Raw genomic sequence first — 20,659 nt, 5'->3', positions numbered from 1 at the left:
TGCAACCGGTCAATCAATCACCGGCCATGAAAAACAGGTAGTTTATGAGAAATTTCATTGTATTATGCTTATTGGCATGTCTGGCATCATGTACAGACAAAAAAGAATTCCAGACAATAAGAGAACGAATCGATTTATCAGGAAATTGGAACAGTTCATTAGGGAACTGCACATTGCCCGGTACGACGGATGAAAACAAGTTGGGAGACGGCAGGCATCCCACCAATGTAACCTCCCAGTTGACACGGACTTATCCCTACTCCGGCATCGTAGAATATGAAAAAGATGTTGAAATTCCCGTACAGATGGAAGGGAAACGCCTGATACTCTTCATGGAACGTACAAAGCCCAGTACTCTCTGGATAGACGGGGACAGCGTCGGCACGTTGGGACATATCTATGCACCTCACTGCTATAGCCTGCCGGCCTTGGCACCCGGCAGCCACCATATAAAGATACGCATTGACAATTCCCCCAGCTCCGTACCAGCCGAAATCCAAAGCTCGCATGCCTGGACCGACGGCACACAAACCAACTGGAACGGCATTCTGGGCGATTTCTACATCGAAGCGACCCCACACACCTATCTCGAGCAGGTACAAGTCTACCCGTCTGTAAAGGAGAAAAAGGCCCGCATCCATGTAAACATATACAGCGATTCGGAGCAATCGGGCGTAGTGACCCTTTCTGCCAAGACGTGGAACACCCAACAAGAACGCCTGTTACTGGACATGGAAAAACAAGTCGGCTTAAGCAAAGGTGAAAATAAGATAGAACTGACGCTCGACATGGGCAACCGGATGCAGACATGGAGCGAATTCCACCCCACACTTTATGCACTGAACGTGACCCTTGCCACAAACGAGGGTAAAGACAATATAATAACAGATTTCGGTATGCGCGACTTTGCCACCGAAGGTACTCAGTTCACCATAAACGACTTCAAGACCTTCTTGCGCGGCAAACACGACGCTTGCGTATTCCCACTTACCGGATATGCGCCGATGGATGTAAAGTCCTGGCGAAAAGTTTTTCAGACAGCCAAGAGTTATGGCATCAACTACTACCGTTGCCATTCCTACACCCCGCCCCGCGCCGCTTTTGCCGCTGCCGACATCGAGGGTATCTATTTCCAGGCCGAGTTGCCTTTATGGGGAAGCATTTCACCGGACAACCATCGCCTGAATGACTTCTTGCTGAACGAAGCCTATATGACCCTCGACTACATGGGCAATCACCCCTCATTCACCATGTTGGGACTGGGCAACGAGTTGGGTGGCGACGTTGACCTGATGCGCAATTGGCTGGACGGATTCAGAAAACATGACAACCGCCATCTCTATTCGCTCGGTTCCAACAACTTCCTGGGTTGGGGAGGTGCCATAGACGGTGAAGATTATCTGACAACCTGCCGGGTAGGAGGAGGCGAAGGCTATACAACGCACGTACGCAGTTCGTTTGCCTTTGTCGATGCCGAAAAGGGAGGTATCTTGAACAACACCCGTCCCAATACCCGTGCGGATTATACTGCTGCCATAGCGAAATCTCCCCGACCGGTCATCAGTCACGAAACCGGACAGTTCCAAATTTATCCCGACTACAAGGAGTTGGAGAAATACACCGGCGTATTGCATCCATATAACTTGGAGATATTCCGTGACCGGCTCAATGAAAATGGACTGCAGAACCAGATTGACGCATTCCATCAGGCCACCGGCCGGTTTGCCGTCGAATGCTACAAGGCTGATATTGAATACGGCCTGCGCACTGCCGGTTTAGGTGGATTCCAGATGCTCGACCTTCAAGACTTTCCCGGACAAGGCTCGGCACTGGTAGGCATTCTGGATGCTTTCATGGACAGCAAAGGCATTGTCACTCCCGAAACATTCCGCGGCTTTTGTGCTCCGGTGGTACCGCTGGCGCTTATGGACACCTACTGTTACAGCAACAAAGAAGAGCTGAACATAGGACTCGCCCTGACAAATTACGAAGAGCAACCATGGTCTGATGCATTATGCTGGCGTCTGGAAAGCCTGAGTGACAGCGTAACTTTTGTTCGCGAAGGCAAAGTCCCCGCCCATGTAGAGCAAGGAAAAGTAATGCAGGTGGGCGAGTTGAAAAGCACCCTTACCGAAATAGACAAGCCTGCCCAATTGCGACTGACACTGACCACCGGGAATTATCATAACTATTATAACTTATGGGTATACCCCGACCGGACACCGGAAAGCGAAGCGGACATCTTCATCTGTCAGTCCTTGGATGACGAGGCGCGAAAGAGACTGAGCCAAGGAGGGAAGATACTGCTTATACCCGACCACAAAGCCATTGAAGAACAGAGTGTAGGTGGACTTTTTACTCCTGACTACTGGAACTATGCCATGTTCAAAAGCATTTCGGAAAACGCCGGCCGCGAAGTTTCGCCGGGCACCCTCTCCTTGCTGATGGACGAGAAACATCCCTTGTTCCGGCAGTTCCCCACCGAGTGCCATAGCAACTGGCAATGGTGGAGCATCGTACGCCATGCCCGCCCCTTTATTCTGAACGCTACACGCCACGAATACAAGCCGCTTATCCAAGTAGTAGACAATGTGGAACGGAACCACAAGTTAGGCTTGCTGTTCGAATTTGCCGTAGACAACGGTAAGGTATTGGTTTGTATGAGCAACCTCGAAGCAATTCGCCACACTCCGGAAGGAGGTCAGCTGCGCAATGCCATTTTAAGCTATATGAAGTCGGCTGAGTTCTCTCCCACCGAGACGCTGACCTCACAGCAGTTGCAGCACATATTAACAACCGAGGTGAGGAAGCAAGACATTGTCGGCGTGAAAAACCAGTCGGATTACGACGTACAGCCGGAATAAATATGAGAAGTTTCATCATAATTCCACTTTTCCTCGGCTGTCCCGTCATTTTTCAGTAGCTTTGCGGACTTTAATACAGCAAGCACCCCATGAAACTTACCCTTATACGCACCGCTCGTGAAACCGGCAAAGAGACATTCAGCACATGGCCCAGCGACACCTTGATGGAGAAGATGAAAACCGAGAACAAAGCCGGACACATATCCGCCTTGCGCAGCCTCATTCCCCACATCACCGGAAGCAACGGACACTACCCCTGCATAGACAAACTGCCACGCATCTGCCCTGCCGCAGAATATGCCCGCAGCAAAGAGGGGGAAAGATACCTGAAAACCTACAACGGACTGGTACAGATTGAAGTCAACCACCTGGCCAATGCCGTGGAAGTGGAGCAAGTAAAGCGCCAGGCGGCCCTGCTGCCACAAACTTTTGCCGCCTTTTGCGGAAGCAGCGGACGAAGCGTAAAAATATGGGTACTGTTTGCCACCCCCGACGGTTCGCGCCCCAGGCAGGAAGAAAAAATCAGGCTGTTTCATACCGCTGCCTACCGGCTCGCCGTAAACTGTTATCAGCCCCTGCTCCCCTACCCCGTCACACTGAAAGAACCTGCCGTGGAGCAAAGCTGCCGCATGACGCTCGATGACCGTCCCTATTACAATCCGTCTGCCGTCCCTTTCTGTCTGGAACAGCCTTTGTCCGTGCCCGACGAGCCCACCTTCGGCCAACGGAAACAGACCGAAGCAAACCCGCTGATGCGCATTGCCCCCGGCTATCCGGCCTCCCAAACCTTCTCCATCCTCTTCGAAGCCGCCCTGAACCGTACCTTCGAAGAGCTGGAAAACTGGAAACGGGGCGATGACCTTCGCCCCCTGCTCTACCTGCTTGCCAGGCATTGCTACAAAGCCGGCATTCCCGAAGAAGAGGCAGTACGTCAAGTCATGATGCACTACTACCGCGAAGCGGATGAACAACTGGTGCGCATGACCCTGCACAACCTCTACCGCGAATGCAAAGGCTTCGGCACCCGTAGCAGCATGACCCGCGACCAAATCACCGCCTTCCGCCTGGAAGAATTCATGAACAGACGCTATGAGTTCCGCTGGAACACCGTGCTGGGAGAATTGGAATTCCGCCAACGGGACTCCATACACTTCCATTTCCGCCCTGCCGACCAGCGGGTAAGAAGCAGTATCGGACAGAATGCCCTGAAAGAAGGAATCAGCGTATGGGACAGAGATGTGGCACGCTACCTCAACTCGGACGCCATTCCCTTGTACAACCCCATCGAAGAATATCTGAACAGCACCGGACATTGGGACGGCAAGGACCGTATCCGCGCATTGGCCGACCTCGTCCCCTGCAACAATCCGTACTGGCGGGAACTCTTCTACCGCTGGTTTCTCAGCATGACGGCGCACTGGCAAAACATCGACCGTCAGCATGGAAACAACACGTCTCCCCTACTGGTCGGAGCCCAAGGCTATCGTAAAAGTACCTTCTGCCGCATCCTGCTGCCACCCGAACTGCGCTTCGGATATACCGACAGTATCGACTTCAAAAGCAAGCAGGACGCAGAGCGGAGCCTCGGCCGCTTTTTCCTGATAAACATCGACGAATTCGACCAAATCAGCGTCAATCAGCAAGGTTTTCTAAAGCATCTGCTGCAGAAACCCGTGGCAAACCTGCGCAAGCCTTACGGCACCGCCATCCAGGAAATAAGACGCTACGCCTCCTTTATAGCCACCAGCAACCAGAAAGACCTGCTGACAGACCCCAGCGGCAGCCGCCGTTTCATCTGCATCGAAGTCACCGGCCCCATCCATACCAATGTCACCATCAACTACCGGCAACTCTACGCACAAGCCATGGATGCCATAGCCAAAGGTGAACGCTACTGGCTGGACGATTCCGACGAAGCCATCTTGAAACAGACCAACCGGGAGTTTGAACAGCCCACACCGTTGGAACAGCTCTTCCTCTGCCACTTCCATCCCGCCGAAAATGAAGAGGAAGGAGACTGGATGACCCCTATGGAGATTCTCTCCTTCTTGCAAACCAAGACCAAAGACCGGCTGTCCATCAATAAAGTGGCTCTGTTCGGACGTGCACTCCACAAACTGGGCATCAGCAGCCGCCGGAAGACAAGAGGAACAGAATATCATGTAGTGAAAAAAGAATAATCCTGCCAATTAATTTGCTTCTACTTTCGGTTTGCGCTATCTTTGCGTTTCAAATCAAGAAGATATGAAAAAAGAAAGTCAAGTGATATTCGACCGGAATGCCGTAGAGTTTGTGACCGTAGCCGCCGAGTTTTGCAAGTTTCTGGAACAAGCGGAAGGGGTGAAACGTTCCGCGTTCGTCGATACCTCCTTAAAAATACTTCCGCTGCTCTACCTGAAGGCCTCCATGCTGCCCGAGTGCGAAACCATAGGAGACGAGGCGCCGGAAACATTCGTCACCGAAGAGACCTATGAGGTACTCCGCATGAACCTCGCCAATATCCTGGCCGAGAAAGACGACTACCTGGACGTATTCGTATCCGACATGAAGTATAGTGACCAGCCCATCACCAGGAACATTTCCGAAGACTTGGCCGACATATACCAGGACATCAAGGACTTTATCTTCGTATTCCAGCTGGGTTTCAACGAGACGATGAACGATTCGCTTGCCATCTGCCAGGAAAACTTCCGCCTCCATTGGGGACAAAAGCTTGTCAACACCCTGCGTGCCCTGCACGAGGTGAAGTATGCGCAAGGCGAGGATGAAGAGGAGGAAACCGCAGACTTTGAATATTAAATTATGGTTATCAAAAGAACAATAGATAAAGAAACAGTGAAAGACCTGCCCAAAGCCGCCTTTCCGGGACAGATACATGTCGTACAGACACCGTGGGAAGCGGAGAAGGCAGTCGCCTATCTGAAGTCCTGCCCGTTGCTGGGCATAGACAGCGAAACCCGTCCATCGTTCACAAAAGGACAGATACACAAGGTGGCCCTGCTGCAGATTTCCTCAGAGGAACATTGCTTTCTGTTCCGCCTCAACCTGACGGGACTGACTCTGCCGGTTATCACATTGCTGGAAAACCCAAGCGTAACGAAAGTAGGCCTTTCCTTGCGGGACGACTTCATGATGCTGCACAAACGCGCGCCCTTCGAACAGCATGCCTGCATCGAATTGCAGGAATATGTCCGCGCTTTCGGCATCCAGGACAAAAGCCTGCAGAAGATATACGCCATCCTCTTCGGGGAAAAGATTTCGAAAAGCCAGCGCCTTTCCAACTGGGAAGCCGAAACCTTGACCGAACCGCAGAAACTGTATGCCGCCACCGATGCTTGGGCATGCCTCAACATCTACAACAGGCTGCAAGAACTGAAACGGACAGGAGATTTTGAGATAGAAGCCAATAATAATGTGGTAATGTGATGCACATTATCAGATTACCACATTAATCACATTATATATATATATATGTACAAAGTATACCTTAAACCCAATAAAGAGGAGTCATTAAAGCGTTTTCACCCGTGGGTGTTTTCCGGCGCCATCGCACATTTCGACGGAGAGCCCGAAGAAGGGGAAGTTGTTGAAATCTACACGTCCAAAAAGGAATTCATAGCCAAAGGGCATTTTCAGATTGGCAGTATCGCCGTACGCGTACTGACCTTCCGTCAAGAAGAAGAAATCAATGCGGACTTCTGGAAACGCAAACTCAGCATAGCATACGACATGCGCCGCAGTATCGGCATAGCCGGAAACCCGACAAACAACACCTATCGCCTGGTGCACGGGGAGGGAGACAACCTGCCGGGGCTTGTTATCGACATTTATGCCCGCACCGCAGTGATGCAGGCACATTCTGCCGGCATGCACCTCGACCGCATGGCCATTGCCGATGCCCTTACCGAAGTGATGGGCAACCAGATTGACAATATCTATTACAAATCGGAGACGACCCTTCCCTTCAAGGCCGACCTCTATCCGGAGAATGGTTTCTTGAAAGGCGGTAGCACGGACAATGTAGCCATGGAGTACGGCCTGAAGTTCCACATCGACTGGCTGAAAGGCCAAAAGACCGGTTTCTTCGTAGACCAACGCGAGAACCGTTCGCTACTGGAACGTTATGCCAAAGGCCGCAGCGTACTGAATATGTTCTGCTATACCGGCGGCTTCTCCGTATATGCTATGCGTGGAGACGCCAAACTGGTACATTCCGTGGACAGCTCCGCCAAAGCCATCGACTTGACCAACAAGAACATCGAACTGAACTTCCCGGGTGACACCCGCCATGCCGCCTATGCAGAAGATGCCTTCAAATACCTTGACCGCATGGGCGACCAATACGACCTGATAGTTCTTGACCCTCCTGCTTTTGCCAAGCACCGCGATGCTCTGCGCAATGCCCTGCAAGGCTACCGCAAACTGAACGTCAAGGCTTTCGAGAAAATCAAGCCCGGCGGCATCCTCTTCACATTCTCGTGTTCGCAAGCCGTCAGCAAAGAAAACTTCCGCACCGCCGTGTTCACAGCCGCTGCCATGTCCGGCCGCAGCGTACGCATCCTGCACCAACTGACGCAACCTGCCGACCACCCGGTCAGCATCTATCATCCGGAAGGGGAATACCTGAAAGGACTGGTTCTATATGTAGAATAAAGGAAAAAGCAGGCTTTGTTAGCCTGCTTTTCTTAAATAGAGTTAATAAAAAGCAGAAATACGCCAAAACAGCATGTTATATAACATAAACCGTGTATATTTGCACTGTGTTTTTCATGGTATTAGATTTAAGGTTAATAAAGATTGGGTGTCTGGGATAGATACCCTTCTTTTTTTATAATACATTCCTTCCCAAAATCCATCCCTCATTAATCTCTTTCGTTGAAGAAAAAGCCGTACAGAACTTGTTTTTCTCCTAGTCTCATTGTACATTTGCATCTATTACATAATTTAAAATATAAAAAGCTAATATTATGAGCATCAAATTCCGACTCACTGCCATGCAATTCCTGCAATTCTTCGTTTGGGGAGCATGGCTGATTTCATTAGGTGGTTACATGGGCGGTACGTTACATTTTGAAGGCGGACAAATCGGAGCAATCTTTGCAACCATGGGTATAGCCTCACTGATAATGCCCGGACTGACCGGTATCATCGCCGACAAATGGATAAACGCCGAACGCCTTTATGGCATACTCCACCTCATCGGTGCCGGTGCTCTGATTTATGCTTCAACTGCCACCACATACAACCACATGTACTGGGCCATGCTGCTCAACATGCTTGTTTACATGCCTACACTATCTCTGGCCAACACCGTATCCTACAATGCATTGGAAAAATATAAGATGGATTTGATAAAAGACTTCCCTCCCATCCGTGTATGGGGAACGGTAGGCTTTATCTGTGCCATGTGGGCTGTGGACCTTACCGGGTTCAAGGCAAGTTCGGCACAGCTCTATGTGGCAGCCATCTCGGCAGCCATGCTGGGGCTTTACGCCTTCACCCTGCCTGCCTGCCCCCCCATGCGCAGCGAAGGAAAAACGATGCTCTCCGCTTTCGGACTGGACGCACTGGTGCTGTTCAAGCGCAAGAAGATGGCTATCTTCTTCCTATTCTCCATGTTGCTGGGAGCCGCCCTTCAAATAACAAACACCTATGGTGACCTTTTCCTGGGTTCGTTTGCTTCCATACCGGAATATGCAGATTCGTTCGGTGTGAAACACTCCGTCATCCTGCTCTCCATCTCGCAAATGAGTGAGACGTTGTTTATCCTTGCCATCCCCTTCTTCCTAAAACATTTCGGAATCAAGCGTGTTATGTTAATTAGTATGTTTGCATGGGTATTCCGTTTCGGGCTCTTCGCCCTCGGAGACCCGGGAAGCGGACTCTGGATGCTCATTCTCTCAATGATTGTCTACGGTATGGCATTTGACTTTTTCAATGTATCGGGCTCGCTGTTTACAGAAATGGAGGCACATCCCAGTATCCGCGCCAGCGCACAAGGCTTGTTCTTTATGATGACGAACGGTGTGGGAGCCATCATCGGAGGCTATGCCAGCGGAGCCGTGGTAGATGCCTTCTCGGTATATGCCGAAGGTGGAGGACTGGTAAGCCGCGACTGGACACCGGTATGGTTTATCTTTGCAGGATATGCCTTAGTCATTGGTCTGTTATTTGGAATAGTATTCCGCTATAAACATAATCCGGAGAAAATAGAGAAAAACTGATTGAGAATCAGGTTGATTTAATAGGTATGAATAAGAAAAAGATAGAACTACAAGTACTAAACATTTCCAACAGCCAGGCGCAAGCGGGTGCCTATGCCTTGGTACTGGGTGAAGTGGGTGGCGAACGCCAGCTTCCGATTATTATAGGTGCCACCGAAGCACAAGCTATGGTCATCGAGATGAAAGGTATTGTACCGCCCCGCCCGCTGACCCATAACCTATTTGCTTCCGTCCTTGAAGTGCTGGGTGTAAAACTGATGCGTATTCTTATCTATAAAGTAGACAACGGAGTATTTTACTCTTACCTTTATATGAAAGCCGAAGAAACCATTCTCCGGATTGACGCGCGTACCAGCGACGCAGTTGCCCTGGCATTGCGCATGAATGCCCCTATCTTTGTCTACGAAGACATCCTCGAAGCAGAATGTCTGAAAACCGTCGAAGGTTCCATCGACCCGATGGAAGGCAGCGAACCGGACAAAGACGAACTGCTGCAGGAAGACACGATAGGCATACTGAAAACGGCCCTGCAAAAAGCAGTCGATGAAGAGGACTATGAACGTGCCGCACAGCTAAGAGACCAGATTAACCAACTCAAGAACAATTTGTAATATGCACGTATTCTATACCCCCGACATACAAGCCCACGCAGAGCTGCCCGAAGAGGAAGCCGCACACGCCGTACGCGTCTTGCGCTTGCAGGCTGGAGACGAGGTCATGTTGACAGACGGAAAAGGCTGCTTTTATCGTGCCGAAATCAGTACGGCTACAAACAAGCGCTGTCTGGTGAATATCCTGGAAACCCTTCCGCAAGCCCCCTTGTGGAAAGGTCATCTGCACATTGCCATGGCGCCTACCAAGAATATGGACCGCACAGAGTGGTTTGCCGAGAAAGCGACGGAAATTGGGTTTGACGAACTGACATTCCTGAACTGCCGTTTCTCGGAACGGAAAGTCATCAAGACGGAGCGCATCTCCAAAATTCTGGTTTCCGCCATCAAGCAGTCGCTCAAGGCACGCCTGCCCCAACTGAATGAAATGACAGACTTCAACAAGTTCATCACACAGCCTTTTCCGGGTCAGAAATTCATCGCCCACTGTTATGAAGGCGAAAAACCGCTTTTGAAGGATATGGTACATCCCGGAGAGGATGCCCTCGTACTAATCGGTCCTGAAGGAGACTTCAGCGAAGAGGAAGTCCGGAAGGCGACGGAAAACGGTTTTATCCCCATCAGCTTGGGAAAATCAAGGTTGCGTACAGAGACGGCGGCACTGGTTGCCTGCCACATCCTCAATTTACAGAATCAATGATACTCACTAAAACAAAAACTATATGAAAAAGAACCTATTCTTCCACTTCTCAGTACTGGCAATGCTCATCGTGCTGATAAGCGCTTGTTCGTCCAAAAAGCCAGAATACACCAACGTTATTCCTTCCGATGCCTCGCAAGTCATCGCTGTCAATTTAAAATCATTGGCAGACAAGGCCGGTACCAAAGATAAAGAGACTAAAGAAGCACTGCAAAAGCTGACAGATGCCTTGAAAAGCGATATGAATGCAGCTACTTTCCAACAATTGGAGGCTGTACTGAAAGACCCTGCCAAATCGGGAGTGGACGTCAATGCGCCGATTTATGTCTTCAACGCTCCCTCGTTCCCCTACACCACCATGGTAGCCAAGGTTCAAAGTGAGGATGATTTGCTGAAGCTTCTGGAAGTTACGGAGAAAGAACAGATAATCAGCCATGTGGCAGAAGCGGACGGTTACAGTTTTGCACAAATCAACAAGCGGGCATTGCTCGCTTTCACTCCTACCACGCTTATGGTGGTGAACTACACCGGCACATCACAACTGGAAAAAGTCAAAGAAGGAATTCCCGCCTTGCTGAAACAGACCGGAGAAAACAGCATCAACAGCAACACCGCTTTCAAGAAAATGCAAAAGCAGGATGGAGACATCAATATGCTCATCTCTCCTTCCAGCCTGCTGAGTGCATATGCCAATCCGCTGAATTACGGAATATCCCACAATATCGACCTGAAAGACTTGAAGATGCTGGGAAGTCTCTCCTTCGAAAAAGGGAAAATAGAACTGAAAGTAGAGAGCTATACCGAGAACACAGAATTGAAAGCACTTTTCGAAAAGCAAATCAAAAGTACTTGTCCCATCGAAAACACGTTCTTGAAGTATTTCCCAAAATCTACCCTGGCGCTATTCAGCATAGGTATCAATGGAGAAGAGTTCTACAATGTGCTGCAAGAGAATGAGCAGTTCCGCAACGATTTCTCCATTACCAAAGCCGCTGAAGTAAAAGACTTGTTCAGTGCTTTCCACAACGACCTGACCATAGGCCTTATCAATGTAACCATGAACAGCAATCCTTCTTTCCTGGCCTATGCCAGCGTAAAGAACGACGCTCCCTTGAAAGCCCTTTATGAGAAAAAGTCCGAACTGGGACTGAAACGCGGCGAAGACATCGTGAAATTGAATGAGAATGAATATGTCTATAAATCACGCGCTATCAACATATTCTTCGGCATACGAGACAAACAGATGTACGCCACCAATGACGAACTGCTGTATAAGAATGCATGCAAGACCGCTGACCCGTCTGCCAAAGAGACGGACTTCGCTTCCAGTCTGAAAGGCAAGCGCACAGCCTTTGTCATCAATGCGGAAGCCGTACTTGACCTGCCCGTTGTAAAAATGCTAGCTGGATTTGGCGGACAAGAGTATAGCACCTATTACTCGCTGCTCGGCAATATCTCGTATCTGGAAGCTGTCGGCAACGAGGACAAGGCAACCGTCACCCTGCAGCTGAAGAACAAGAATGTTAATGCACTGAAACAGATTGTGGACTTTATCAAGCAGTTTGCAGGAATGTAATTTAAGGATTAAGGATTAGAGATTAAGGATTAATACCACTCATGAATAGGATTCACCTACGGCAAACACTACCTCAAGTGTTTGCCGACCGTGATGCCATTACCTCAGACGTATGGCATCGGGACATTACGTTCCACAAAGGGAAACGTTATCTCATAGAAGCCGCTTCGGGCACCGGAAAATCATCGCTTTGCAGCTATGTTTACGGTTACCGCAACGATTATCAGGGAATCATCAACTTTGATGAGCGCAATATCCGTTCACTCTCCGTCAATGACTGGATAGATATACGCAAACACTCCCTCAGCATTCTTTTTCAGGAGTTGCGTATCTTTCCCGAACTTACCGCCATCGAGAACATACAACTGAAGAACCGGCTTACCAACTTCAAAAAAAGGAAAGAAGTCCTTACCCTATTCGAGGCAATCGGCATTGCCGACAAGGTAAACGAAAAAGCCGGGAAGCTATCTTTCGGCCAGCAACAAAGAGTCGCTTTTATCCGCAGCCTCTGCCAGCCTTTCGACTTCATCTTCCTGGACGAACCCGTCAGCCATCTGGATGACGAGAACGGAACAATCATGGGCAGGCTGCTGACAGAAGAAGCCAGCCGCCAAGGAGCGGGAATCATAGTGACTTCCATCGGCAAACATCTGGAATTGGATTATGATGAAATTTATCAATTATAAATGTGGCTAATATGAACCGACTTGTTTGGAAACTTCTCCGCCAGCACATCAGTGTCGGACAGTTGGCAGGCTTTTTCCTCGCCAATCTCTTCGGCATGATGATTGTATTGCTGAGCGTACAATTCTATCGTGATGTCCTTCCCGTTTTTACGGAAGGGGACAGTTTCATGAAGAAGGATTATATCATTGCTACCAAGAAAATCAGTACTTTGGGCAGCTTTGCCGGGAAAAGCAATACCTTCTCCAAAGATGAGATAAAGGACCTGAAAGCCCAACCTTTTACTAAGGGGGTAGGCGCGTTCACTCCTTCCCTGTTCAAGGTTTCTGCCGGACTCGGTATGCAGGAAGCCGGTATCCGCTTGTCAACGGAGATGTTTTTCGAGTCTGTACCCGACGAATATGTGGATGTCAGTCTGGAGAAATGGCATTTTGACGAAGATGCCCGGGTAATCCCCATCATCATTCCGCGCAATTATCTGAACCTCTATAACTTTGGCTTTGCACAAAGCCGGAGTCTGCCGAAACTCTCCGAAGGTTTGATGAGTCTGGTACAGATGGATATCATGATGCGGGGCAACGGACGTGTGGAACAATATAAAGGCAACATTGTAGGATTCTCCAACCGGCTGAATACCATTCTCGTCCCCCAATCCTTCATGGACTGGGCCAACAAGAATTTTGCACCGGAAAAAGAAGCTGAACCGTCCCGACTTATTGTGGAAGTGAAGAATCCTACCGACACAGCCATCACCGACTATTTCCAGCAAAAGAATTACGAAACCGAAGGCAACAATCTGGATGCCGGAAAGACAACTTATTTCCTGCGCCTCATTACAGCTATTGTCATGGGAGTAGGACTGTTCATCAGCATTCTGTCATTCTACATCCTGATGCTGAGCATCTTCCTGCTTCTCCAAAAGAATACGGTAAAACTGGAAAACCTGCTGCTGATAGGATATAGCCCGACGCGGGTAGCCACGCCTTATTATATACTGACAGTAGGGCTGAATGTACTGGTACTGCTCCTCGCCATCGGCTGCGTGGCATGGGTACGCAGTTACTATATAGAAGTAGTCCAAAACCTCTTCCCGCAACTGGAGAGCGGTTCACTGCTTCCATGCATATTGACCGGTTGCCTATTATTTTTTGCTGTATCACTGCTGAATATTTTGGCAATAGGCAAAAAAATTATCAGTATCTGGAAAGGGGGAAAATAAAGATGGGAAAAATCCATCCAACAGATATAAAGTTCATGGTAGTGTTGGTATTATGTCTCAGCATGGCATTTCCCATCTCTGCCAATGACTTTCTATTCACTTCCATTGACACCTCGCACGGTCTGAGTGATAACCAGATACGCTATATCCTCCAACTTCCGGACGGAAGAATGGTATTTACCACCACCCAGAACGTCAATCTGTATGATGGAGCCAACTTCACCTCTCTGCAGCCTACCCCCGAATATATATATCCGCTGAAACAATACAAGGGCTTCTACCATGTCTATCTGAGCGGTGATTCCCTCTTGTGGATAAAGGATTACCAACGGCTGATGTGCATCAATCTCCATAACGAGCGATACATTGCCAACCTGGACTCCGTCTTTCAACAGAAAGGTATGCAGCATCCCATAGAGGATTTGTTTGCGGACGAACGGGGGCTCGTCTGGGTAATCAGCCATGGCGAGCTGTTACAGCCGGAACTTTCCTTCCGATTGAAACTGTCTGAAGGCCGAGGAACAATACAAGACCTGACTGCAGACGAAGAATCTCTGTATCTGTTCCATGACACGGGAGAAATCGTGTGCTATGATGTAAAAAACGGAAAACAACAGTATGACATTGCCGCATATCCCCGGACGGAACAAGAGAAGTTCCAAAACACCTCCCTCATACTCAGAGGAAAAAACGGGTTCTATCAACTGCGCAACGGCTCTAAAGGAGGATTTTTCCATTTCGACCTCCATAAGCGAGCATGGGAGAAGCTGATGGAAACAGAGTATACCCTCAATACACTGATGATCTCCGCAGATGAGAAAGCATACATCAGCTGCATCCGTGGCTTTTGGATTATTGACCCCGAAAAGAGGACACGCCACTACATGCCCACCTTGAGGACCCGAAAGGGCAACGTCCTTGCTACAGAAATCAGTACGATTTTCCAGGACCGGCAAGGAGCTTTATGGCTCGGAACATTCAACAGAGGATTGCTGTACTACCATCCGGCCTTATATAAGCACATCCACATAGACAAGAAGGATTTCCCCCTATCACTTGAAAGAAATACAGCCGTAGCAAACTTTACGGAAGACCGGGACGGCAACATATTCATAAAGGACCGGACAGCTATCTATAAGCTCGACCTGCAGGAAGACGGCAACCGGATACTCATACCGGTAGAAGCATCCACCCTGCCCAAAGAGCTACAAGGGGAATACGGTTCGGAAGCGGCATTCGTGTCACATGACGGAACGCTCTATTTCGGAGACGCCGACGGATGCAACATCTTTTCCCCCAATCCGGAGCCCCCATCTTCCAGTCTGCCCTATCCACCGGTTTTCACGGCAATCCATGTGCATGGAGAATGCATCCTCCCGGGCAGAAGCTATGAAAACCGGACTATACTACCCGAAGCCTCTCCTTATGTGAAAGAAATATCATTGAGCCACAGCCAGAACTTCCTTACTCTCGAGTTCTCCGCATTGAATTACTTCAACCGCGAGCACACCCATTACCGCTATCAGCTGGAAGGTATCGACGCACAATGGGTAACCGCCGGCAACATGAAGCAGAGCAACGGCATTCTCCAAGCTCCCTATACCAACTTGCCACCGGGAAGCTACACCTTCAAGGTAATGGCCTCTAACGATGGAAAGCATTGGAATGAAGAGCAAACGGCCCGGATAAGCCTAACAGTCCATGCTCCCTGGTGGAAAACCGGCGTTGCATACGTCATCTATATAGTCTTGTCAATCGCCATCATTGCGGCAAGCATCCGCCTCTACATACACCGCACCCGGAAGGAGATGGAACGGAAACACAAAGAAGAAATCCTTTTGCTCCGCATCCGCAACTTGATAGAGCAGTGCAACCGTTATGAAGCGGAACAAAAGAAATCACCGGAAGGAAAAAACATAACTTGTGTACATAGCCATACCGAACCTCACCAAACAGAAAACAAGCAAGACGCATCCGAATCTGTTTTCCTGACAAAAGCTATCGAACTGGTGGAAAAGAACCTGCATGTACCCGGCTACTCCGTAGAGCAGCTAAGCCGCGACTTGTGTATGGAACGCACCGGACTTTACCGGAAACTGGTAGCCATGCTCGACCAGTCCCCCAGCCTCTTCATCCGCAACATCCGCTTGCAACGTGCGGCACAACTCATCCTGGAAGGCAGCCTCAGCATTACGGAAATCGCAGAGCGTACCGGCTTCAGCAGTTCCAGCTATCTCAGCAAATGTTTCCAGGAAATGTACGGCTGCCGTCCCTCGGAATATGCGGAGAAAATGCAGAAATCAACTTGAGTGTTGTTCCGTTTCAACAAGATTGTTGCCACCTAAAGGGGATTCAAGGCTACTTTTGCAGCATAATTTTAAAAGAACCATGAAAATGAATTTTATGAAAAGAGCCGGCTTCGTGCTGACTTGTGCAACCATGCTTGCAAACTTGTGTGCCGCCCAGAACACAGAGCGCACACCTCAAGGAATGAAATGCACCACACAAGGAATGGACATCCGTGTGGAATTCTATTCGCCTTCCATTGTGCGGGTTTACAAAACTCCCGAAGGCAAACCCTACAACAAAGAAAGTCTGGTAGTGGTCAAATCACCCGAAACGGTCAAAGTGGACTTTTCGGAGGAAGCAGGACAAACCGTGCTGAAATCTTCTATATTGAAAGTTCTTGTCAATCCGGCAACCGGAGGCATCAGTTTCCATACCATCGCCGGCAACGATCTGCTGAAAGACAAGGACTACGGCACCTCTTTTGCCGATAAGAATGATGCCGGCACTCCCTCCTATCAAGTAAGGGGCTCTTTCCTATTGGATAAAGACGAACCCATCTACGGAGTAGGACAAGTGATGGACGGCAAATTCAACCGCCGCAACTCCATGCACCACATGCAGAACGAGAACATGTTCACCTATTCTCCTTATTTCATGTCGCCCGTGAAAGGCTATGCCGTATATTGGGACAACTACTCCATTTCAGAATTCATGGATACTCCGCAGGAACTCGCTTTCCAGAGCCTGGGACACTGTGCGGACTATTATTTCATGTATGGCGGAAACGCCGACGGCATCATCGCCCAGGTGCGCGACTTGACGGGACACTCCCCCATGCTTCCACTGTGGGCATACGGTTTCTTCCAAAGCAAGGAGCGCTATCATACGCAGGAAGAAAGCCTGAATGTCTTGAAGAAGTATCGCGAACTACAAATTCCCATTGACTGTATGATTCAAGACTGGCGCTACTGGCCCGAATATCAGAAGACGGACAGTGCGTGGAACTCACACAGCTTTGACCCTGAACGCTTTCCCAACCCCAAGAAGTGGGCCGACGAAATACACAAGCTGAATGCCAAGCTGATGATTGTGGCATGGCCCGGCTTTGGCACCCACACAGAGCAACGCAAGGAGCTGGATGCCAAAGGCATGATTATCAATTTTGATACCTGGCCTCCACAAAGTGGCGCACGCCCCTACGACGTCTACAATCCCGAAGCAAGGGATATTTATTGGAAATATCTGAATAAAGGCATTTTCAGTTACATCGGCAACGACGGCTGGTGGCTCGATTCTACAGAGCCCGACCATATCAACCGACAAGAATCGGACTATGACCTCCCCACTCACTTGGGATCTTACCGAAGTGTAAAGAACGCCTACTCACTGATGCACAACAGCGGAATAGCCTCGCATCAAAAGGCTTTGAGCAAAGACAAACGCGTTGTCATCCTAACCCGTTCCGGATTTATCGGACAACAACGTTACGGCTGCAACACCTGGAGTGGTGACGTGACCTCCACTTGGGACATGCTGGAGAAACAGATTCCTGCCGCACTGAACTACACCTTAATGGGCATTCCGAACTGGAACAGTGACATAGGCGGCTTCTTTGCCGGACGCTGGAACCAAGAAGGGGGAGCCAAGAACCCCAAATACCAAGAACTGTATGTACGCTGGATGCAGTTCGGCACTTTCTGCCCGATGATGCGTTCGCACGGTACGGAGTTGCCCCGTGAAATCTGGAACTTCGGCAAGCGTGGCGAGTGGTGTTTCGATGCCCAGGAGAAGATGATTAATCTGCGCTATCGCCTTCTGCCCTACATTTACAGCACTTCCTGGGATGTGTCCCACAATGACGGTACATTCATGCGTCCTTTAGTAATGGATTTTGCAGCAGATTCTAAAACACATGAAGTTGGCGGCGAATTTCTTTTCGGACGCTCCCTACTGGTAGCACCGGTCACCCGGCCGGAAGTGACGGAATGGTCGGTTTACCTTCCTCAAGGCGCAGACTGGTGGGACTTCTGGAGTAACGAAAAACAGCAGGGCGGACAGACCTTGAACCGCTGTGTATCGAAAGAGATTCTGCCCGTCTATGTAAAAGCCGGCAGTATCCTGCCGTTCGGTCCCAAAGTACAGTATTCCGCCGAAAAGAATTGGGACAATCTGGAGATACGCATCTATCCGGGTGCCGACGGCACATTCACCCTCTACGAGGACGAAAATGACAACTACAACTACGAAAAGGGAGCTTATTCCACCATCCGCTTCCATTGGGACGACAAGGCTCGTCGCCTGACAATAGAAGAGCGGGAAGGCAGTTTTCCGGGTATGCTGAAAAGCCGCAAGTTCAAGGTTGTTCTGGTCGGTCAGAACTCCGGTACGGGAGACCGGCCGATGAAAGGCGGAAAGACAATAAGCTATGCAGGAAAGAAAAAAAGTATAAAGCTGTAACAGTAAAAAGGAGGAACGTGTCAAAACTACCTTACTATTTTTTAGGCGCGGATTACGCAGATTTCAAGAATTCAATTTGCATAGTCCGCGTTATTCCACGTAATCCGCGCCTAATATTACAGCATAATGAAGTGGTCATATACTTTATTAAAAAGGAAACAGCAACGGCAACACAAATACCATCACCACTCCCATAATAATCTGCAACGGGAGCCCCACTTTTATATAATCCATGAATGTATATTGTCCTGCCGGCATCACCAGTGCATTGGGCGGTGTAGAGAATGGAGAAGCGAAACACATGCTTGCCGCAACCGTCACGGCAAACAAGAACGGAACGGGACTTACTCCAATCTGAACCGCACTTTGAAGAGCAATAGGGGCCATCAGCACTGCCGTCACCGTATTGCTGATGAACATGGTCATCAATGAAGTGGTGAAATAGATACCTGCCATCAACACAATAGGACCATAACTGCCCAATCCGCTCACAAGACTGTTGGATATATATTCCGAGGCACCGGTTTTTTCGAGTGCAAGAGACATGGGGAGCATGGCTGCAAAGAGCACAATCGTTTCCCAGTTTATCGTTTTATAGGCGGCTTCCACATTCCTGAAACATCCCGTCAGCACCATCAGCAAGCCGGCAATCATCACCGCTGTCACCGGGGCCACGGGAATAAAGTCGAAGACCATCATGGCAACCATCAGCACCATGATAGCGGCAGCTATGGGCGCTTTATAATCCAGCGTCACTTTGGCGGCTTCTGCCAAAGGCTGCCCCAATACCACCCAATCGGAATCTTCCCTGCTTATCCGTGCGATGTCCTGCCACGCACCCTGCACCAGCAAAACATCGCCACTATGCATACGCTCACGTCCCAATTCACGTAATATATATTCCTTCTTACGACGGATGCCCAATACATTTACATTAAATTTATCACGGAACCCCGCTTCCTTCACCGTCCGGTTCACAATATTGGAAGAGGGCATCAACACGATTTCGGCAATTCCGATGTCATAAAAGTCAAGGGACTTGTCGGCTTTGGAGGCTTCTTCAGTGGTATGCCCGTCGAGCATTTCCATTAAAAAGTCTTCAGCAAAACGATTTACGTTCGACACCTCTCCCGTAATGTAAAGCACGTCGCCCACCCAAATAGTCGTATCGGGTGATGCCAATTTCTGGGTAATAGTTTTCAGGAATCTATGTTGGGAAGAGTCTACACGCCGTACTTCAATGATATTCAGACCATACTTGCGGCGTACATCCAGGTCTATGATGGTTTTTCCTATCAGACGGGAATCATTGACAGCCCTCAAACGGAACAGGTTGCTGGAAAGTCCGTACTCCTGTACCAGTTGGTCCAATGATTTACCCGACAATGTTCCGTCATTCTTTTTGCCTTTCTTGGAGAGAAACCATTTGGTCAGAGGCATTAAAACCAAAGTTCCCACTATCACGCACACAATGCCCACCGGCAAGAAGGAGAAGAAAGACAGCGGTTCAAAGCCCGCTCCCGTCAATGTATTCTGAATGACCAAGTTAGGAGGCGTACCGATAAGTGTCATCATACCGCCCATACTGCTGGCAAAAGCCAAAGGCATCAATAGACGGCTGGGATTCATTCCGGCACTCAGCGCCAAGCTCACCACGATAGGCAGCATCAAAGCCACCGTTCCCGTATTGCTCACAAAAGCACCAATGGCAGAGGTAACCAGCATCACCAGCAAGAAGAGTTTCAGCTCGCTCTTGCCTGCCAGCTTTAAAATGCGCGAACTTATCATTTTAGCCAGCCCGGTCTGAAAAATGGCGCCGCCCACAACGAACAAGCCCACCATCATAATCACCACCGAGTTGGAGAAGCCGGAAAGGGCCTCTTCAGGAGTAAGAATCTGAAATATCAATAAACCAATCAGCGCACAAAGCGCCACAATGTCCGAACGGACTTTGCCTGCTACAAAAAAGGCAGCGGAGAGAACAAGGATAATAAGGGTAATCAGCATAAATATGTATATTAAGAATGCACAAATA

Annotated in this window: 14 protein-coding genes; 13 read left to right on the top strand and 1 reads right to left on the bottom strand. The window is 49.3% G+C overall.

The annotated features are described in order from the left end of the window. The first annotated feature begins 44 nt into the window (after positions 1 to 44). From DXD65_RS10620 to DXD65_RS10560, 13 genes are all read left to right on the top strand, one after another. Positions 45 to 2,864, top strand: a complete 2,820-nt coding sequence (locus DXD65_RS10620) for a glycoside hydrolase (RefSeq protein WP_117887617.1) — start codon at positions 45 to 47, stop codon at positions 2,862 to 2,864. A gap of 89 nt (positions 2,865 to 2,953) precedes the next feature. Continuing rightward, on the top strand, positions 2,954 to 5,044 hold the full coding sequence (locus tag DXD65_RS10615) for a BT4734/BF3469 family protein (protein WP_008665191.1): 2,091 nt from the start codon (positions 2,954 to 2,956) through the stop codon (positions 5,042 to 5,044). A 64-nt stretch (positions 5,045 to 5,108) separates the two neighbouring features. Beyond that, positions 5,109 to 5,663, top strand: coding sequence for a DUF5063 domain-containing protein (locus tag DXD65_RS10610; protein ID WP_008665189.1), 555 nt, complete (start codon positions 5,109 to 5,111; stop codon positions 5,661 to 5,663). Positions 5,664 to 5,666: 3 nt separating this feature from the next. Further along, entirely contained in the window at positions 5,667 to 6,290 is a 624-nt protein-coding gene (locus DXD65_RS10605) for a 3'-5' exonuclease (protein WP_008665187.1), read from the top strand. 45 nt (positions 6,291 to 6,335) lie between these two features. Then, positions 6,336 to 7,517 carry a class I SAM-dependent rRNA methyltransferase gene (locus tag DXD65_RS10600; RefSeq protein ID WP_117887616.1) on the top strand — a complete coding sequence of 394 codons (1,182 nt, stop codon included), beginning with the start codon at positions 6,336 to 6,338 and terminating at the stop codon, positions 7,515 to 7,517. Positions 7,518 to 7,831: 314 nt separating this feature from the next. Continuing rightward, on the top strand, positions 7,832 to 9,088 hold the full coding sequence (locus tag DXD65_RS10595; RefSeq protein ID WP_005826918.1) for a nucleoside permease: 1,257 nt from the start codon (positions 7,832 to 7,834) through the stop codon (positions 9,086 to 9,088). A gap of 26 nt (positions 9,089 to 9,114) precedes the next feature. Continuing rightward, positions 9,115 to 9,699: a bifunctional nuclease domain-containing protein gene (locus tag DXD65_RS10590; RefSeq protein ID WP_005826921.1), complete on the top strand. Its 585-nt coding sequence runs from the start codon at positions 9,115 to 9,117 to the stop codon at positions 9,697 to 9,699. A 1-nt stretch (position 9,700) separates the two neighbouring features. After that, positions 9,701 to 10,399: a 16S rRNA (uracil(1498)-N(3))-methyltransferase gene (locus DXD65_RS10585; RefSeq protein WP_005826923.1), complete on the top strand. Its 699-nt coding sequence runs from the start codon at positions 9,701 to 9,703 to the stop codon at positions 10,397 to 10,399. 22 nt (positions 10,400 to 10,421) lie between these two features. After that, a complete protein-coding gene (locus DXD65_RS10580) occupies positions 10,422 to 11,975 on the top strand; it encodes a DUF4836 family protein (RefSeq protein ID WP_005826925.1) in 1,554 nt (517 codons plus the stop codon). Positions 11,976 to 12,016: 41 nt separating this feature from the next. Continuing rightward, positions 12,017 to 12,661, top strand: coding sequence for an ATP-binding cassette domain-containing protein (locus DXD65_RS10575; protein ID WP_117588453.1), 645 nt, complete (start codon positions 12,017 to 12,019; stop codon positions 12,659 to 12,661). 11 nt (positions 12,662 to 12,672) lie between these two features. Next, positions 12,673 to 13,878, top strand: coding sequence for an ABC transporter permease (locus DXD65_RS10570; RefSeq protein WP_117588452.1), 1,206 nt, complete (start codon positions 12,673 to 12,675; stop codon positions 13,876 to 13,878). 2 nt (positions 13,879 to 13,880) lie between these two features. Further along, positions 13,881 to 16,187: a helix-turn-helix domain-containing protein gene (locus tag DXD65_RS10565; protein ID WP_005826931.1), complete on the top strand. Its 2,307-nt coding sequence runs from the start codon at positions 13,881 to 13,883 to the stop codon at positions 16,185 to 16,187. Positions 16,188 to 16,272: 85 nt separating this feature from the next. Beyond that, positions 16,273 to 18,624 (top strand): TIM-barrel domain-containing protein, encoded by a 2,352-nt coding sequence (locus DXD65_RS10560; RefSeq protein WP_182295785.1) that lies wholly within the window; start codon positions 16,273 to 16,275, stop codon positions 18,622 to 18,624. A gap of 147 nt (positions 18,625 to 18,771) precedes the next feature. On the opposite strand, the gene DXD65_RS10555 is transcribed toward DXD65_RS10560, so the two are convergent. After that, positions 18,772 to 20,631 carry an SLC13 family permease gene (locus DXD65_RS10555; protein WP_005826934.1) on the bottom strand — a complete coding sequence of 620 codons (1,860 nt, stop codon included), beginning with the start codon at positions 20,629 to 20,631 and terminating at the stop codon, positions 18,772 to 18,774. Positions 20,632 to 20,659 lie beyond the last annotated feature (28 nt).

Origin of the sequence: Bacteroides sp. 4_1_36 (genome assembly GCF_003466325.1) — a bacterium.
GTDB lineage: Bacteria > Bacteroidota > Bacteroidia > Bacteroidales > Bacteroidaceae > Bacteroides > Bacteroides uniformis.
The sequence above is the reverse complement of the archived record's forward strand: the minus strand, read 5'-3'. Positions and strand labels throughout refer to the sequence as shown.

Excerpts from the sequence above, each read along its gene's own strand:
- DXD65_RS10620 (WP_117887617.1), top strand. The coding sequence starts at position 45 with ATGAGAAATTTCATTGTATTATGCTTATTGGCATGTCTGGCATCATGT.
- DXD65_RS10615 (WP_008665191.1), top strand. The coding sequence starts at position 2,954 with ATGAAACTTACCCTTATACGCACCGCTCGTGAAACCGGCAAAGAGACA.
- DXD65_RS10610 (WP_008665189.1), top strand. The coding sequence starts at position 5,109 with ATGAAAAAAGAAAGTCAAGTGATATTCGACCGGAATGCCGTAGAGTTT.
- DXD65_RS10605 (WP_008665187.1), top strand. The coding sequence starts at position 5,667 with ATGGTTATCAAAAGAACAATAGATAAAGAAACAGTGAAAGACCTGCCC.
- DXD65_RS10600 (WP_117887616.1), top strand. The coding sequence starts at position 6,336 with ATGTACAAAGTATACCTTAAACCCAATAAAGAGGAGTCATTAAAGCGT.
- DXD65_RS10595 (WP_005826918.1), top strand. The coding sequence starts at position 7,832 with ATGAGCATCAAATTCCGACTCACTGCCATGCAATTCCTGCAATTCTTC.
- DXD65_RS10590 (WP_005826921.1), top strand. The coding sequence starts at position 9,115 with ATGAATAAGAAAAAGATAGAACTACAAGTACTAAACATTTCCAACAGC.
- DXD65_RS10585 (WP_005826923.1), top strand. The coding sequence starts at position 9,701 with ATGCACGTATTCTATACCCCCGACATACAAGCCCACGCAGAGCTGCCC.
- DXD65_RS10580 (WP_005826925.1), top strand. The coding sequence starts at position 10,422 with ATGAAAAAGAACCTATTCTTCCACTTCTCAGTACTGGCAATGCTCATC.
- DXD65_RS10575 (WP_117588453.1), top strand. The coding sequence starts at position 12,017 with ATGAATAGGATTCACCTACGGCAAACACTACCTCAAGTGTTTGCCGAC.
- DXD65_RS10570 (WP_117588452.1), top strand. The coding sequence starts at position 12,673 with ATGAACCGACTTGTTTGGAAACTTCTCCGCCAGCACATCAGTGTCGGA.
- DXD65_RS10565 (WP_005826931.1), top strand. The coding sequence starts at position 13,881 with ATGGGAAAAATCCATCCAACAGATATAAAGTTCATGGTAGTGTTGGTA.
- DXD65_RS10560 (WP_182295785.1), top strand. The coding sequence starts at position 16,273 with ATGAATTTTATGAAAAGAGCCGGCTTCGTGCTGACTTGTGCAACCATG.
- DXD65_RS10555 (WP_005826934.1), bottom strand. The coding sequence starts at position 20,631 with ATGCTGATTACCCTTATTATCCTTGTTCTCTCCGCTGCCTTTTTTGTA.